A 15655-nucleotide genomic window follows, 5' to 3' on the forward strand; every position below is an offset into this window, starting at 1 on the left:
TTTAATTTTTCAAAATTGATTTATTGGCATTCATCTCTATAACTTCCTTAATACATGCCACATGATGATCTTTAGATACTTCAATCAATTCTGGTTCCTCTAAATGACATTTTTCAGTTGCATATCCACATCTATTAACAAATCTACATACGTTTTTAGGTTCAATTGGAGATGTAATCTCTCCTTTTAAAATTATTCGATTAGGTTTGTAGTGTATATCTGGTATAGGTATTGCTGATAGTAAAGCTATAGTATAAGGGTGAAGAGGATTATTAAATAACTCTTCCGAGGAAGCCCTTTCAACTATTTTACCTAAATACATAACAGCAATTTCATCTGAAAAATGATTAACTACAGATAAATCATGTGTTATAAATAAATAAGTTAAGCCTAATTCTTCTTGAAGCTCTTTCATCAGATTAAGTATCTGTGCCTGAATAGAAACATCTAAGGCCGAAACTGGTTCGTCACATACTATAAATTTAGGGCTTAAGGAGAGTGCCCTAGCTACACCTATACGTTGTCTTCTACCTCCATCTAGTTCGTGTGGATATGTATTAACTAAACGTTCTGCTAATCCAACGATTTCCATTATTTCAAGGACCTTTTCCATCATTTGTGCCTTTGTTTTGTATAACTTGTGAATTATCATTGGCTCCATTATGGTCTGGCTAACAGTTTTTCTAGGATTTAAGGAAGAAAAGGGATCTTGAAAAATTATCTGTAAATCCCTTCTTTTTTCTTCCATCTTAGAATTGCTGAAGCTAGCTAAATCTTCTCCTTCAAAAAATATTTTACCAGCTGTTGGTTCTAAAAGCCTTAAAATAGTACGGCCTGTGGTTGATTTACCACAACCAGATTCTCCAACGAGGCCTAGTGTTTTTCCTTTATAAATATCAAAGTCAATATTATCTACAGCATGAAGCATTCCGTAAGGAGTTTTAAAATATTTTTTCAGACCTTTTACTTCAATTAATGGTTTATCCACGTTTTATCACTCCTCCTCTTTTTATGTTATCACTATCATAAAGGTGGCATTCAACAAAATGCTGATCATTTCTATATCTTTTTTCTGGATATTTCTTTGTGCATATATCCATTGCATAATCACATCTTGGGTGAAATGGGCATCCTGTTGGCAGATCTGTAGGATCAGGCATCAAACCCTTAATAGGTATTAATTTTGCCTTTCTATCCTGCAAGTTCGGAAGGGAGTTAAAAAGACCTTCTGTATAAGGATGTCTTGTATTATCAAAGATATCTACTAAATCTCCGTGTTCGATAATATGTCCAGCATAAATAACTGAAACTTTATCACATATTTCTGCAACAATGCCTAAATCATGGGTTATCATAAGCATAGAAGTACCGTATTGATTTTTTAGATTTTTCATTAAAGTAAGTACTTGGGCTTGTATAGTAACATCAAGAGCAGTAGTAGGCTCATCAGCTATTAGTAGTTTCGGTCTACAGGCAAGAGCCATAGCTATTACTACTCTTTGTTTCATACCTCCTGAAAATTGGTGAGGATATTCCTTTCCTCTTCTAGGTGGAAGACCAACCATTGTAAGCATCTCATGAGTCTTTTCAATAGCCTCTTTATAACCGCCAGACTCATGATATTCAATAACTTCCGCAATCTGATCTTCTATTGTCATTACTGGGTTTAAAGATGTCATAGGATCTTGAAAAATCATAGAAACATCGTTACCTCTAATACTCTCCATATCCTTATCTTTTAATCCTCTTATATTTTTACCTTCAAGTTTAATTTTTCCGTCTACTATTATTCCTGGAGGAGATTGTATCAAATCTAATACGGAAAGTGCTGTAGTTGTTTTACCTGCACCAGTTTCTCCAACCAGACCGTGAGTTTGACCTTTTTCTATTTCTAAATCCAAACCGTTTACAGCATTAACCACTCCATCATCGGTTCTATATTCAACTTTTAAATTCTTAATATCTAATATAAGTTCACTTTTTGTATTCATATGTCCCCCATTATTTTAGTCTTGGGTCTAGGGCATCCCTTAGGCCGTCACCTAGAAGATTCAAAGCCAAGATTGTTATCATTATAGCTAACCCAGGAAATAGAGTCATATAACTATACTCTCTCATATATGCTCTAGCACTAGACAACATAGCTCCCCATTCAGGTTGAGGTGCTGAAACTCCAAGACCTAAAAAACTAAGTCCAGCTATTGTTAGTATAATAGTTGCTACCTGAAGAGTAGTTTGAACTATTACTGGTGCTAAACTATTGGGAATTACGTGCTGAATTATTATTCTTAAATTATTGGCTCCAATTGCCCTGGCTGCTTCTACAAATTCCACATCTTTAACAGTCATTACAGAGCTACGAACTATCCTGGCAAATCTAGGAACACCTGATATAGACAAAGCTATCATTAAATTTATGGTACTAGTGCCAAGAGCAGCAACAATTGTTATGGCAAACAAAGTCCCAGGGATTGCAAGAAAAATATCCATAATTCTCATAATCACATTGTCTATACGCCCTCCATAAAAGCCAGAGATAGCTCCTAATATTCCTCCTGAAATTAGAGAAATAACTACTGTTGTAAAACCAATGGATAGTGAAGTTCGAGATCCATATATTATTCTTGCTAAGATATCCCTACCTAGTTCATCCGTTCCGAAAGGATGATCCAATGAAGGAGACTGCAATCTTTCGCTTATATTTTGGTTAATAACATCTTCATCATAATCATATATAAATCCTGAAGCTATCGCTAGACTTATAATTATCAGTATAATTATAAGTCCTAATACTGAGGTTTTATTTTTTTTTAATCTAAACCATATTTCTTTTAACTGACTTTGCTTTTTATATTTTTGCTTAATTTTCAATGCATCAGTAGGTTTTTTATTATTATGTATTATACCATCCATCATATCCTCCTTTAAGTATATTGGCTTTTAATTCGTGGGTCAACAAAAGCATATATAATATCGACGATTAAATTTACTATTGAAAATGCTACTGTAAATACAATTATACACCCCAAAACCATGGGGAGGTCTCGACCTTGTATTGACTGTATCATCAATCTACCAATTCCAGGAAGTCCAAAAACTGTTTCTGTAAGAACAGATCCACCTAAGAGTGTACCAATTTGCAGTCCAGCAACTGTGATTGTCGGTATTAATGCATTTTTAAGAGCATGTTTTCTAATAATTGTATTGTACGGAACTCCCTTACTTCTTGCAGTTCTGATATAATCCTGGCGAATAACCTCAAGCATTGAAGATCGGGTAACCCTTGCAATAGAAGCCATACTTAAGAATCCTAAAGCAATTCCAGGAAGTATAAAGGATTTCCAATTTGCAGCCCCCGAGACAGGAAACCAACCTAATTTAAGAGAGAAAAATAATAATAGCATTAGCCCTAACCAAAACACAGGAACCGAAACCCCTAATAAAGCTACAAACATGGTTAAACTATCAATCCAAGTATTTTGTTTAACAGCAGCAATAATACCTAAAGGAATAGAAAGAGATATAGCAATTGCAATGGCTATTACTGATAGCTTTGCCGTTGTTGGTAATCTTGCTCCGATTTCTTCTGCCACGCCTACTTTAGATTTATAGGAAATACCCATGTCTCCCTTTATTAAACCTAAAAAATAATTTTTATATTGAATTAAAATATTATCATTTAAACCTAATTCTTCTCTTAATTCTTCTATAGCTTCAGGAGATGCTTGCTCACCTAGGATTGATTTAACAGGATCTCCAGGTGCCATATTCATTATTAAAAACACCATGAAAGTAACCCCAATAACAACAGGAATAAGATAAACAATACGTTTTCCAATATATTTCCACATAAATCCTCCTTATTTTTTAATTAAGCTATTTCATTAATTAAATTAATGAAATAGCTTAGTTTAACTACTACTTCCAGCTCCACTCTTGAACTGCGAAATCTCCATTAGCAGATATAAAAGTATTATCTAATCCACTGCTATGTGCACTTATCATATAGTTTTGATATAAAGGCATTTGATAAGCATTTTTATTTAATAGTATAGAAGCTTCTTCAAGAACCTTTCTTCTCTCTTCTTGGTCTACAGTTTTTGCAGCTTTGTTTATTAAAGCGTCAAGTTCTGGATTAGCTGTTCTCGTTTTATTAGAAGCATTTATATTGGAAGAGAGAAAGACACCTTGCAGAAAAGAAACCATATTGCTTGAAGTGTATCCTCCTATGAATCCTGTAAAATTACCTTCTGCTGTTACTGATAGGTAAGTCGCTAAGTCCATTGTACTTAAGTTAGCATTGATACCAATTTCTTTTAAATTAGCTTGTATAACTTCTCCAGCTCTTCTTTTTGTATCATTTGAACAAATTATATCAAGTTCAATTGTAGAAGGATCTCCACCCCAAGCATCCATGTAACCTTTAGCTGCTTCCACATCATAATTATCAAAATCTTCAGAAGAGAATCCTAACATTCCTTCGGGTGTTTGCCCTTCAGTCGCAACGCCTGCACCATTTAATGCTACAGTTATAACATCTTCTCTATTGATAGCACTACAAACTGCTTTTCTTACATTCAAATTATCAAAAGGTACTTTTTCATTATTCACTGTTAACCAGTTGTGAGAAAGACTTGGTACTTCCAAAACTGATATATCAGGATTTGCTTTAAGACTATCTAAAGATGTTGAATCTAATTCAATAACATAATCTACCTCACCGGATTCTAACGCTATAGTTCGAGAAGATCCTTCAGGTATAATCTTCCATACAATATTTTTAATTTTTGGAGCACGGTCGGAATCAAAATATTCTTCATGTGCTGTGAATTTAATTTGCTCTCCTCTAGTCCACTCTACAAATTTATAAGGCCCTGTGCCGATAGGATTTGCATTGAAATCGTTATCAGCATCTATCAAAGCTTTTGGCCTTATAGAATTAGAGTGGTGACTTAAATCATAAAGTAAAGAAGAAGAAGCCCCATCAGTATATATTTTAAATGTTAAGTCATCAACCTTTTCTGTCTTCACTACTGATGTTGTATAAGTAAGTACCTCTGGGTGTGTTTTAGCATCTGCTAATGAAGCTATTATATCATCTGATGTAAGAGTACTTCCGTCATGGAATTTAACACCTTCATGAAGAGTCATAACCCATATACTTTTTTCCCCATTTTCGTCTTCTTCCACAGTATATTCTTTTACAAGATCTGGAACAGGATTTATATCCTTATTTAAACGAAATAAACCATTATAAGTTAATTTATTTACATAATCTCCGGCAACTGCATTGTGACCAGCCGCGGATAAAGAAGGTGTTTCATCAGCTGTAGCAATTACAACTGTGTCTTTATCTATAGCAGGACCTGCTATATGATTATCAGATGTTCCCGGTGTGGTTTCCCCGCTACTACTAGATTGTGCATTATTGGAATTAGAGCATCCAACAACAGATAATACCATCGCTAAGATAACTAGCATAATTAATAAACTTCTTTTTGTCTTAAACATAGTCCACCTCTTCCTATATTTTTATATTGTCAATATACTTTTATGACAATATATTTCAACAATTATATGCTGATATAACATAAATATCAATCGATTATTTCCAAAAATTAGCACTAATAAGATCGATTTATGACGATGTCCTAGTATAGCATATTGAAGTGAGACATAGGGATGAGTATCAAAGTAATATCTTCAGCATCGTTAACGGAGAGAGGACGAAGTATTATTCTTTTACTTTCCAATATAGGTGTTATCATTAATAGTTCTCCTTCATATAACTTATTTTTAGTTTAGGCTATGTTAATGAATAGTGTTGATAATGTAGTATATAATAATGGAACTCATTTCAAAGAGTTCCATTATTATATACTTTATGGGAATTGTAAGCCAACTTAACTTTATACTATGCCTATTTTAACTTACTTTTTTATCTTGTGAGCCGTAATAATTGTATAACTATAAGCATTTATCGTTATTTGACAATCATCTATATCTACATACCAGTTTTTGCCTCTCCTTATTATCAAAGCATTTGGATTTTGTATTTTATCTCTGCACCATTTAATAACATCATCCACATCTAAAGAAAGATTTTTCTTAATTCTAACTAATCCTAAATCAGTTGTATGCAACTTATCTAAGTTAAAAAGCATTTTAGTGCTATCATCTATTTTTATCACCATGTTTCAACCTTTCAAATTTCGATTTGTATATTTCAGTGTTAATAGATTTTCTTCTTAATTTAATACAATTGTCCATTTGTTTAATTATATACTACATAAATATAAGAATTCAAATATTTAGCATAACTACATATAAATTGCTTCTCTGAATCTAAAGTCTTTTAATTTTGTGTCAGAACCTAATATTTATATATTAGTTAGAATTTGCTGATGATGATGCTGCTACGCTTGATGCAATAACCGCTGTCATTGCAGCTTGTTGTGCTATTATTATATTCGTAATACTGTTAACTGCTGCAAAATTGATGGTATTCAGAGAGAATTGTTTTTTATTTTCTTGTGAAACTAAAATAGATGAATACATAATTCGTTGAGCTTTTCCTATACCAAAAGCGCCAAAACCTTTACAAGTTAAAAGATAATTACTTACTTCTACTATGTCATTTACTGCTGCATCAATATTATCTGTTGTTATAGCTAGTAAACCTAAAACAGAAAGTTCTACACCGGTTCCATATTTACAGTTTCTTTGCCTTAATTGATCAAAAATGTTAATAACTTTATTGCATTTTTCAATGGAACTACTTTACACCTATATAGCTTGATTTTGGTCTATGATTTGTCTTATCATTCTTCTATTACTTCTTGACATTATACTGCTTCTAAGACTAGTTATAACTCTTATATTTATGCATCAAACAAAAATAACCATCACCATCTCCTACTCTATTACAATTCCTTCTTATAACTAAAAAAATCTTTTGCTCTCTGACTGTCAAGGGAAACTTGGGCTTTCAATTCTTGAAACGAAGGAAATTTCTGTGTGGCTCTTAGGAACAGATAAAGCCTTAATTCCATTTTCTGTCCATATAATTCCTCTTGAAAGTCTAGTATATGCGTTTCGATTGTTATATCATTGTCGTTATCTACAGAAGGTCTCTTTCCAATATTAGTTACGCCAATATGCTCTTTTTCATTCAAAATGGCTATAGAAATATACACTCCAACTGGTGGTATAACTGTTTCACTTTTAACCTCCATATTTGCTGTGGGCATACCTCCTTCTTTTCCTCTTCCGCGTCCATGCACAATCTTTCCAAATAGTATATATAAAGCTTTTTTATCTGCCAAAATATCATTATTCATCAAACAAATGCTCCTCTCATGACCGCAGACAGTACAGCACCGATTATTTGCTCAATATAATTTGGAAGTAAATCCTGAACAACACTACAAGTCACATCTTCTTTCATTTCTGTCCCTCCTTTATTATTTTTTGTTTACCTCGACAAAAATAAGGAGAAATATTTTTATTTCTCCAAGAAATAGTCAAGTAAACTTTATAGGCTATAAAATTGAACCTAGATTTATTTATCGAATTATATCCTAATGTAAAGTTCATTTGTTTATATAATTTTAAAGCGCTTGGGTTACGAATAGCTACTCATGACAAGGCACAGACAAGATCCTTGTACTATAGGTGAATTTATTATTCCACTCTTAAAATATCTTTTATCATTTCAGGCCTTATTTCCCATATATTTGCTTGTATTCTAAATTTGTCCCATTGATTTGTTTCAAATACTCTTATCCAACTGTCCATAACCCTTTTTCTTTCTTCTGGATAAAAGTGTGATGTTTTTTCATCCATAAAAGAAAATGAATTTTTATAGCCCTTTTTCTCAATGTCCCTCGCATACTCTTCTGCATCCCTATCATCTTTAGGAACATAATGGTGATTCAGCACATAATCCCATTTCATGCCGTCAAAATATATTACATCAGACTCATCTACTTCAAGTACATAAACAACTTCGTTTAATGTAGGTCTTAACATATATTCCTCACTTATAGAACACCATATTGGAAATTCAACTTCATCAGGTTTAGGAACCATTTCTTTTGCAGAATCTACAAACCAATTATACAAATAAATAATATGGTCTGAAATTAAATCGAATTTTTCCTCCAAGTTACTTCTTTTAATTCTAATAACATTATGATTTTTAAGTTCTTCTAAACTTCTTTTGTCTTGCCTTGTCCAAAGAGTTACTTTTTTTGTTAAATCAGTATCATTAACCATAAATTTCTCCCGAATTATATAGTTCATTACTTTCAAAAATCTTTGTGCATATCTCGTGTCCCATGTTAGGAATTACCATTAAATCAACTTTTCCACCTGCGCTAACAAGGGCTTCTGATATTTTAATACTCTCGCTAACACTTACTTCCTTATCAAGTTCACCATGAACTATATATGAAGGTGTATGACTTATCAGGTTTGCATATTTAGTAAGCATTGCACCTCCAGCAATTGATACAATACTTGAGAATAATTTAGGTCTTTGCATTACGAAATTCCGTGCTCCATAAGCCCCCAAACTGACGCCAACCAAACATATTCTTCCTATGTCTACTCTATATTTTCAATTATAAAGATCCATAAATATAGGTGCTACTTTACAAGGTTTTATTTCTATTTTTTTCCACACGCCACCAACTACATAAGGTTCATTCTTTAACCATTTATCCAGTTCTTCCCTCGAAGGGTAGTTTACTACCATCATTGAGCCTATCATTTTTCCAGTATCATCAAGTATTGCTGCTCCATACAAATGCTCTCCAATTTTAAATCTTTTTTCTACAGATTTTAAATGCTCATCTCTTACCGCTAATCTTCTTTCTATTGCCTTTTCATCAAGGCCATCATAACCTGAAACTATGTACTGCATTTTTACAATCTCCTTATTATATTTTTTTTTAAATCAATATATTTATGCCATTTTACTAGCCTTTCGTAGACATTTTTTTGTCACTTTTTTTGTTATATATTACAGAAATACAAACAAGTACTTATATATACTATATACCAATTATTAAAGAAATATATTAGATTTTTTTAAATTCATGCACTTTGCATCAAACACCTACAATATTTAGCAATACATAATTACAACGCGAGCGGCGCGTGGCATCATCACTTAAGTCTACCGTTGCGTACAATTCGAATAATATGGCTAGTATATGAATTTTGAGTGTTAAAAACTACTTACAATTTAGATAATAATCCTTACTTAGAAAATGTTTTTCACCACTAAGGCTAAAATACGAACTATCTTTAAAATATTCAAATCCAAGTTTAGTCATAACCTTTTTTGAACCAATATTATCTACTGCATGTTTACAAAAGAACTTCTTCTCTCCTAAAGTATTTAAAGCAAAATCTAATATAACTTTCCCTGCCTCAGTTGTCATGCCTTGTCCCCAATATTTTTTCATAATACTATATCCAAGTTCATAGCAACCAAGCTCCTTTTTAAAGTTTATACCGCCTGAACCAAATAACTCTCCAGTTTCCTTTAATACAAATCCCCATATATAATGATGTTCTTTATCAACATTTTGTACTTCCATTTTCAACCATTCAATAGTTTCGTTAATAGATTTATGTACATCCCAAATCATAAACTTTGCTACCTCAGAATCGGATGTCCATTTTTTATAAATATCTTCAGCATCGTTAACAGAGAGAGGACGAAGTATTATTCTTTTACTTTCCAATATAGGTGTTATCATCAATAGGTCTCCTTCATATAACTTATTTTTAGTTTAGGCTATGTTAATGAATAGTGTTGATAATGTAGTATATAATAATGGAACTCATTTCAAAGAGTTCCATTATTATATACTTTATGGGAATTATAAGCCAACTTAACTTTATACTATGCCTATTTTACTCAACCATAAGAATTTAAATTTGATTAGTTTTGAATTGGAATCCAAATTTCAATACTAATTATAGCTCTCTAACACAATTATGCTCTTCAGCCCATTGTTGCTTTTGCTTCTCAAGAATATCATTTTCTGCGTTATTTTTATGTTCAATATGTAAAGCAATTGTTTTACTCGTAGCACTAATATGATCAAGTATTGCAAAAACAGTATTTTCCATAGCACTATTTTTTGAATAATCTGCTAATATAACAAAATCTACCCTGCCTTGTGCAATCATATTATTTACTTCATCTTTTTTATCTTGATAAACAGCAATTGAATGTCCGCCATTTTCTTTTACAAGTTTCATACATGGCACATCTGTAAGCCCATCGCCAATATAAACCATGTTGACAAACGGTATCCTTCTTTTATTTTCAGGAGTGAATTCATTCAATCCTCTATGCTCAGTCACATCTAAAACGCCTTTATTAATTCTAAATAAAAACTGTGTTTTACTAGTATAATTCACCGCCATCGCAGGCCATATTGGGACATTTTTATCATTATAACAAAATTCAGCTGCATATATTTGTTTAAATTCTTTGGCAATATCTGTCCCTTCTATTATTTCTTTCAACCCCGAAGAAATTATATAATGTTCTACAACTACTCCTAGCTTTTCTCCGTAATCATTAATTCTCTTAAACCAATTCTTTACACCTTTAAAAAGTATAACACTTTTACCAAGCTTCCTAAATTCATCCCTCGACAAAAGCATTTTTCCTTCAGCTTCTTGTTTCATAATAAGCATATACGCAAGAATTTGGTCCATATTATGATCTACCATTGTTTTATGACATATATTCCAAAAGTTCTCAGGCTCCATACCAACGCCTGGTATAAACGCATACTCTTGCATATCTCTAGGAGAAAGAGTCTTATCAAAATCATACATAATTGCTACTATTGGTTTTTGCTCCATAATTTATCCTTGTATATTAAAGTTAATACATTACCTTTCTGCATATTTTAAAAACTAGTCTAACTTCCCTTACGTTTATGTTCATAACAAGTTCTTGCTACTTCTCCGTTACAGTTTTCAAATGCCTCGGAAGAGAACCAATAACTATTAACTGTTTTATCTTATCGAAAAAGAAATAAATACGCAATAAGTTTTTAGAATCATTCCCAACCTTGAGATGCAAATCCAAAGGTACTTCAACTGGTTTCCCTTTAAAACCAAGTCCATACTTTATTTTATATTCCTTGCTATAATTCTTAATGCTTATATCACCAGAAGGACCTACTTCAAAACTTCTATTATATGTTTCAGAACAAATCATATTTCTTTCTTCTAAACTAATATTTCCAACCTTTTCATCGATATATTCATGAGCTAAAAATTCAATTGCATCACATAATAACTCAATATCAACTAGATCATTTGGTGTATTAATAATTAAATCCTTAGCCTTTTCATGCAGTATAAGCCTATCTTGAAACTGATTATCAACCCATTCTGGAATATCTTCAGTTTTTTTCGGCCTTTCTAACAATTTATCCTTTCTTTCTAATTTCAATAGTAATTTGTTGTATTTTTCATTATAGTTTTTCTCATTTTCTTCTATTTTTAATAGCAAATCATTATTTTTTGATTCTAATGATTTAATATTTTCCTTTATCCTTTCTATTTTATCTTCCTTTTCATTTATTTCTTGATTTAACATATTAACTTTACTTTCATATTTATGCTCAATAATTTTAATCTTTTTATCATAAGCATTAATAATATCTTCTTTAGAATTACTCATTTGAATAATTTGTTGTAATTCTTCAATGCGAGCATCATTAAAAAATTTCACATTACCATAGTTGATATTTTTAAATTTAGGGTAATCTTGCATTTCGTTTTCTAAATCTTTAAAAAATTTAACTTCATTAGAAACAATATATTTATAATAAAATAACTTGCTATCTATTTTATCTTGCAAAGGATATATAATACGAACATCACCCTTTGATAATTTTAACAATTCTAAACTTTTATTGAAATAGTCAATGTGCTTACTAGATATAAATCCAAATTGTGCATATCCCATCCTATGTTTAATTAAACCTCTTATCTTATCTTGGAATAAATCTTCCGTATTAGTTTGTCCTTTATTATTCTCAAACGGATTTGTAATATTGTGACTTATTATGTTATCTAAATTAAGTTTTGGATTATCAAAATCTATTATTAAAGTTTTTAACTCAACATCCTTGCAATGTTCGGCAATTAGCAAAAATGGTAGCTGTCTTTTATTGCTTTTTATATAATCTATAATTTGATTAACTTTATCAACACTATTTATAACATAAGGCTCTTGATTAATAGGAATTATTTGTTCTAACCCTAACATCTTATTCATAACAATTGATTTCACAACAGCAAGTCTAAAAACTTCACACGAATTAATAATCCCCATAGGCTCAGAGCATATAGTCTTAAATCCACATTCCAGTTTTCCATTATAAATTTTAAAAGCAATATTTGTTTCAAAAACCCTACCTGGTATAGGTTTTCGTTTTTGATTTTCATTACCAGGATCTGGTCCTAAATCAGGTTCAATTAAATGAAATGACCAAATGCCTTTTTCTTTAATGTATATAACATCTACAACATAACCTTCATTTATTCTAAATGATTTAAAGTCGTCTAAATTAACAGTTTCATAATCATCTGGTTCAGGAAATCTAATTTCACTAGGTATTTCCAAATCTCTAAAACGTTTTCTGAGCCATGACATTGTTTCTAACACAGCAATAATCAATGCTTTATTTGGATCTATTTTACTGTTGCTCACAGTTGCATAAAGCTGATAACTGGGGTAACTTCTATTCTTTAGAAGTTTAAGAGGCTGCCTTTCTATACTTCTATCATTTTTAATTTCATTTTTATCAGACATTTTAATCCACTCCTCTGTTTTATCATTAACTATCATATAAGATGTCAATTCCCTTCCTTCTATATTCCTAATAATTGTAAAAATTTCTTTTCTAAAACTTCTTTTTCTTGACTACCGTTTGTTTTAAACCGCAATAATGATATCTCATACTTCTTAAGAATTATATCTTTCATTTTATCACGTTCTGATTGACGAGTCCCTTCTTTATGAAACTTATAACCATCTACCTCGATTGCTAAAAAAGGAATTTTATTTAATTTGTTATATATTAAGAAATCTAAATGTGTTGCACAGTTCATTGCATAAGTACATTCTTCCCCAGATAGCTTTCTAGGATTGTGAATAAGCATATTTAATGGCTGATGAATGGCAACATCTAATTTCCTAAATTCATCTCTATTAAAGCATCTTTTATTAGAGAATACATCAGATTTTCAGAATGAAATACTGAAATTCGTTTATGCTTCATTAGATATTTATTTCATAAATCATATAACTTCATTTGCTCGTAACCGGTACAGTATTTTTCCATTTTTCTTTCTTTCACAACATCCCCAGCTTCTATGTTACCTATCAAAAAAGGTGATTGACTATCATGCTTTCCAATATTATTGATCATAGCTTTTTCACTAAAATTTGCATAACAATACAAACACTTATGATTACACGTATTGTAAGCTCCGATATCAATGCTTTTTACACATCCACATATATCACGTTGATTCATGTCTTTAGCGATAACAAGACCACAATTGTTTAGTTTTGATATTAAGCGATCATCAATGCACTTTCCATGACTAATCCCACAAACTGATAAATCAATTGCCTCTGAACATGTTTCAATTATCATTTCAAATTCAGCTGCAACCCTTGCTAATTTTTTACCAACTTCTTTCATACCATCTTCACTAATTTCTTGATATTCTATTGACTTCATATTTCTTTTGGTCTTAGAATATATGTCCAAAAAGCTAATTACACATTTATGACAAAATGGACTTAACTTCTCCATCAACTTGCGAAAGTACTTTTCATGGTATTCTAAATCATACTTATCAGAAAGAATAATTGGGTCATACCTCCATATTATGCGCTCTCTACCAATCAAATTACTTAACTCAATAATACTTTTTATTATTTCTCGTTTAGATCTAACATTTCTTTCAATATCTTTTCCATATGAATTTACAGTAATATGAAAATAATACTTGTACTTTGAAAAGACCTTTAATTTCGGTATTATATTCTGAGGATCTTTCGTCCAAAATACAATGCAATCAATCAATTCTGCTGATAACTTAACCTCGCTAACCTGATGATAATTCATTGGATTTCGAACAAGTACATACCCTTCTTTAAATCTATTAACAAGCCAATCTGTATAAAAAGCTGGTATATCACTCCTCCTACTTATACTCAATATCATTCAAAACAACTCCTTAGTATTCAATATCTATTTTCGAATCGTTACTAACTTCCAATTCAACACCGTATTTTGTACTCTTAACTATTACATTTTTTAAGGTTAACCTTTCTCCAGCGATAACATGACATGTAATTCCCACTGCCGTTAGAAAGTCTTTATTCATAACCGCCTTGATTTCAGATTCTTGTTTGTCAAAAGTGCAACTTCCATCACAAAGCAATATAGCCAACTGATGACTATTTTTTCGCTCAATCACCGAGCGTACATTAGCTTTAACATTGATACTTTTACCAAAACACTGTCTTAAATCCTTTAGTTTAACATAATACTGTTGATTTACTACTTCATTGTATTTCGTCAATCCATCTCGTCTATATACAACATATTGAAATGGTAGTTGCTCACGGCCAGCTTTTCGAATCCCTTTCTTAAATAAAAATTTGTGTAATCTAGGAACGTTCCAATATGTTCTAGTTGGACTATAACAATTACATTTATAACTTTCCTTTTTTTCCCAAACTCCAGAACAGGGTGAATATACATTAAGATCGCCTGAATCGGTAATCTCATTACGGATTGTTTTCATTAATTGTCCATTGACAGAGTCACCTGGTTCTATTATTATTATTGAGCCATCTTCTTTGAGAATCCTTGGTAATTGAGATAAAATTGCAGTTCCTCGCTTAATATTGTCCCTTTCATTTATTGTCATAAAATTACTCATAGTTATTAAATCATACGTATCCATGCTATTATATTCAAACTTTTCATCTAGAACTTGGTGAACTTTATTTCTTAATTTAACTCCAAGGTTTGAAGTATTAAATCTCGCTGTCTCTGATATCATATGATTTGCAATATCTATAAACGTCTCTTCAGCCTCAATGATATCTATGATAATACTAAATTGTAATCCCGGATTTTTGACTGCCAGCAACTTATAAAATTCAACAATTCCTAAAGGTACTGATCCCGGTCCAGCTCCAATATCCAATATGATCAAATCTTTTTTGAGCAAGTTATTTATGTGCAAATCAAGCAGTGGTTTCCAGACTTTGAAAATATTTGCCTCCAAATAATAGAACAAGTATGCATCATGAAAACTATTATAATTGATTCTTTCACTTGAAAAAAACATTGTTTTCACATCGCTAATTATTTTACTTAATACTTCATCCGATATACCAAATAATAATTCTTCAAAACCGTACTCAGCATTGAATGTAATATGATTTTTCAAGTAAATGTATTTAAGTATACTTCTTTCAATATATTCTGGAGTAGTTCTATTATATTTGAATTCTGATAAAGTACTTACCAAGTCAAACTCTTGTAGGACTAAGCAGCCATCTATTTTATCTACAATCAAC

General features: G+C 31.3%; 17 protein-coding genes. All 17 read right to left on the minus strand.

Translation table 11 applies throughout. From position 1 onward, the window contains the following. Nucleotide 1 precedes the first annotated feature (1 nt). Nucleotides 2-928, minus strand: coding sequence for an ABC transporter ATP-binding protein (locus tag J2Z76_RS05390; RefSeq protein ID WP_245210348.1), 927 nt, complete (start codon nucleotides 926-928; stop codon nucleotides 2-4). Nucleotides 929-980: 52 nt separating this feature from the next. Further along, nucleotides 981-1991 (minus strand): ABC transporter ATP-binding protein, encoded by a 1011-nt coding sequence (locus J2Z76_RS05395; RefSeq protein ID WP_209510970.1) that lies wholly within the window; start codon nucleotides 1989-1991, stop codon nucleotides 981-983. Between the two features lie 10 nt (nucleotides 1992-2001). Next, nucleotides 2002-2913, minus strand: coding sequence for an ABC transporter permease (locus J2Z76_RS05400; RefSeq protein ID WP_209510971.1), 912 nt, complete (start codon nucleotides 2911-2913; stop codon nucleotides 2002-2004). A gap of 11 nt (nucleotides 2914-2924) precedes the next feature. Further along, nucleotides 2925-3851 (minus strand): ABC transporter permease, encoded by a 927-nt coding sequence (locus tag J2Z76_RS05405; RefSeq protein ID WP_209510972.1) that lies wholly within the window; start codon nucleotides 3849-3851, stop codon nucleotides 2925-2927. A gap of 67 nt (nucleotides 3852-3918) precedes the next feature. Next, nucleotides 3919-5511, minus strand: a complete 1593-nt coding sequence (locus J2Z76_RS05410; RefSeq protein WP_209510973.1) for an ABC transporter substrate-binding protein — start codon at nucleotides 5509-5511, stop codon at nucleotides 3919-3921. Nucleotides 5512-5930: 419 nt separating this feature from the next. After that, the gene (locus J2Z76_RS05415) at nucleotides 5931-6194 is read right to left on the minus strand and encodes a DUF3781 domain-containing protein (RefSeq protein WP_209510974.1); all 264 of its coding nucleotides are present in this window, start codon (nucleotides 6192-6194) and stop codon (nucleotides 5931-5933) included. A gap of 193 nt (nucleotides 6195-6387) precedes the next feature. Further along, nucleotides 6388-6771 (minus strand): DUF4003 family protein, encoded by a 384-nt coding sequence (locus tag J2Z76_RS05420; RefSeq protein ID WP_209511038.1) that lies wholly within the window; start codon nucleotides 6769-6771, stop codon nucleotides 6388-6390. A 152-nt stretch (nucleotides 6772-6923) separates the two neighbouring features. After that, nucleotides 6924-7340 carry a riboflavin kinase gene (locus J2Z76_RS05425; RefSeq protein ID WP_209510975.1) on the minus strand — a complete coding sequence of 139 codons (417 nt, stop codon included), beginning with the start codon at nucleotides 7338-7340 and terminating at the stop codon, nucleotides 6924-6926. 343 nt (nucleotides 7341-7683) lie between these two features. Then, entirely contained in the window at nucleotides 7684-8277 is a 594-nt protein-coding gene (locus J2Z76_RS05430; RefSeq protein WP_209510976.1) for a DUF3841 domain-containing protein, read from the minus strand. Beyond that, a complete protein-coding gene (locus J2Z76_RS05435; protein WP_342455017.1) occupies nucleotides 8270-8605 on the minus strand; it encodes a prolyl oligopeptidase family serine peptidase in 336 nt (111 codons plus the stop codon). Before J2Z76_RS05435 ends, J2Z76_RS05430 begins: the two co-directional genes overlap by 8 nt. A gap of 15 nt (nucleotides 8606-8620) precedes the next feature. After that, a complete protein-coding gene (locus J2Z76_RS05440; protein ID WP_209510978.1) occupies nucleotides 8621-8926 on the minus strand; it encodes a YciI family protein in 306 nt (101 codons plus the stop codon). Nucleotides 8927-9239: 313 nt separating this feature from the next. Continuing rightward, the gene (locus tag J2Z76_RS05445) at nucleotides 9240-9770 is read right to left on the minus strand and encodes a GNAT family N-acetyltransferase (RefSeq protein WP_209510979.1); all 531 of its coding nucleotides are present in this window, start codon (nucleotides 9768-9770) and stop codon (nucleotides 9240-9242) included. Nucleotides 9771-9990: 220 nt separating this feature from the next. Beyond that, nucleotides 9991-10893, minus strand: coding sequence for an HAD family hydrolase (locus J2Z76_RS05450; RefSeq protein ID WP_245210332.1), 903 nt, complete (start codon nucleotides 10891-10893; stop codon nucleotides 9991-9993). Between the two features lie 97 nt (nucleotides 10894-10990). Further along, complete coding sequence (locus J2Z76_RS05455) at nucleotides 10991-12895, minus strand: spectrin repeat-containing protein (protein WP_209510980.1); 1905 nt, start codon at nucleotides 12893-12895, stop codon at nucleotides 10991-10993. A gap of 23 nt (nucleotides 12896-12918) precedes the next feature. Further along, the gene (locus tag J2Z76_RS05460) at nucleotides 12919-13209 is read right to left on the minus strand and encodes a DUF2726 domain-containing protein (protein ID WP_209510981.1); all 291 of its coding nucleotides are present in this window, start codon (nucleotides 13207-13209) and stop codon (nucleotides 12919-12921) included. A 131-nt stretch (nucleotides 13210-13340) separates the two neighbouring features. Next, nucleotides 13341-14285 (minus strand): DUF1848 domain-containing protein, encoded by a 945-nt coding sequence (locus tag J2Z76_RS05465; RefSeq protein WP_209510982.1) that lies wholly within the window; start codon nucleotides 14283-14285, stop codon nucleotides 13341-13343. A gap of 13 nt (nucleotides 14286-14298) precedes the next feature. Continuing rightward, entirely contained in the window at nucleotides 14299-15654 is a 1356-nt protein-coding gene (locus J2Z76_RS05470) for a small ribosomal subunit Rsm22 family protein (protein ID WP_209510983.1), read from the minus strand. Nucleotide 15655: the final 1 nt, after the last annotated feature.

The sequence above is a fragment of the Sedimentibacter acidaminivorans genome, from assembly GCF_017873955.1.
In the GTDB taxonomy this organism is placed as follows: domain Bacteria; phylum Bacillota; class Clostridia; order Tissierellales; family Sedimentibacteraceae; genus Sedimentibacter; species Sedimentibacter acidaminivorans.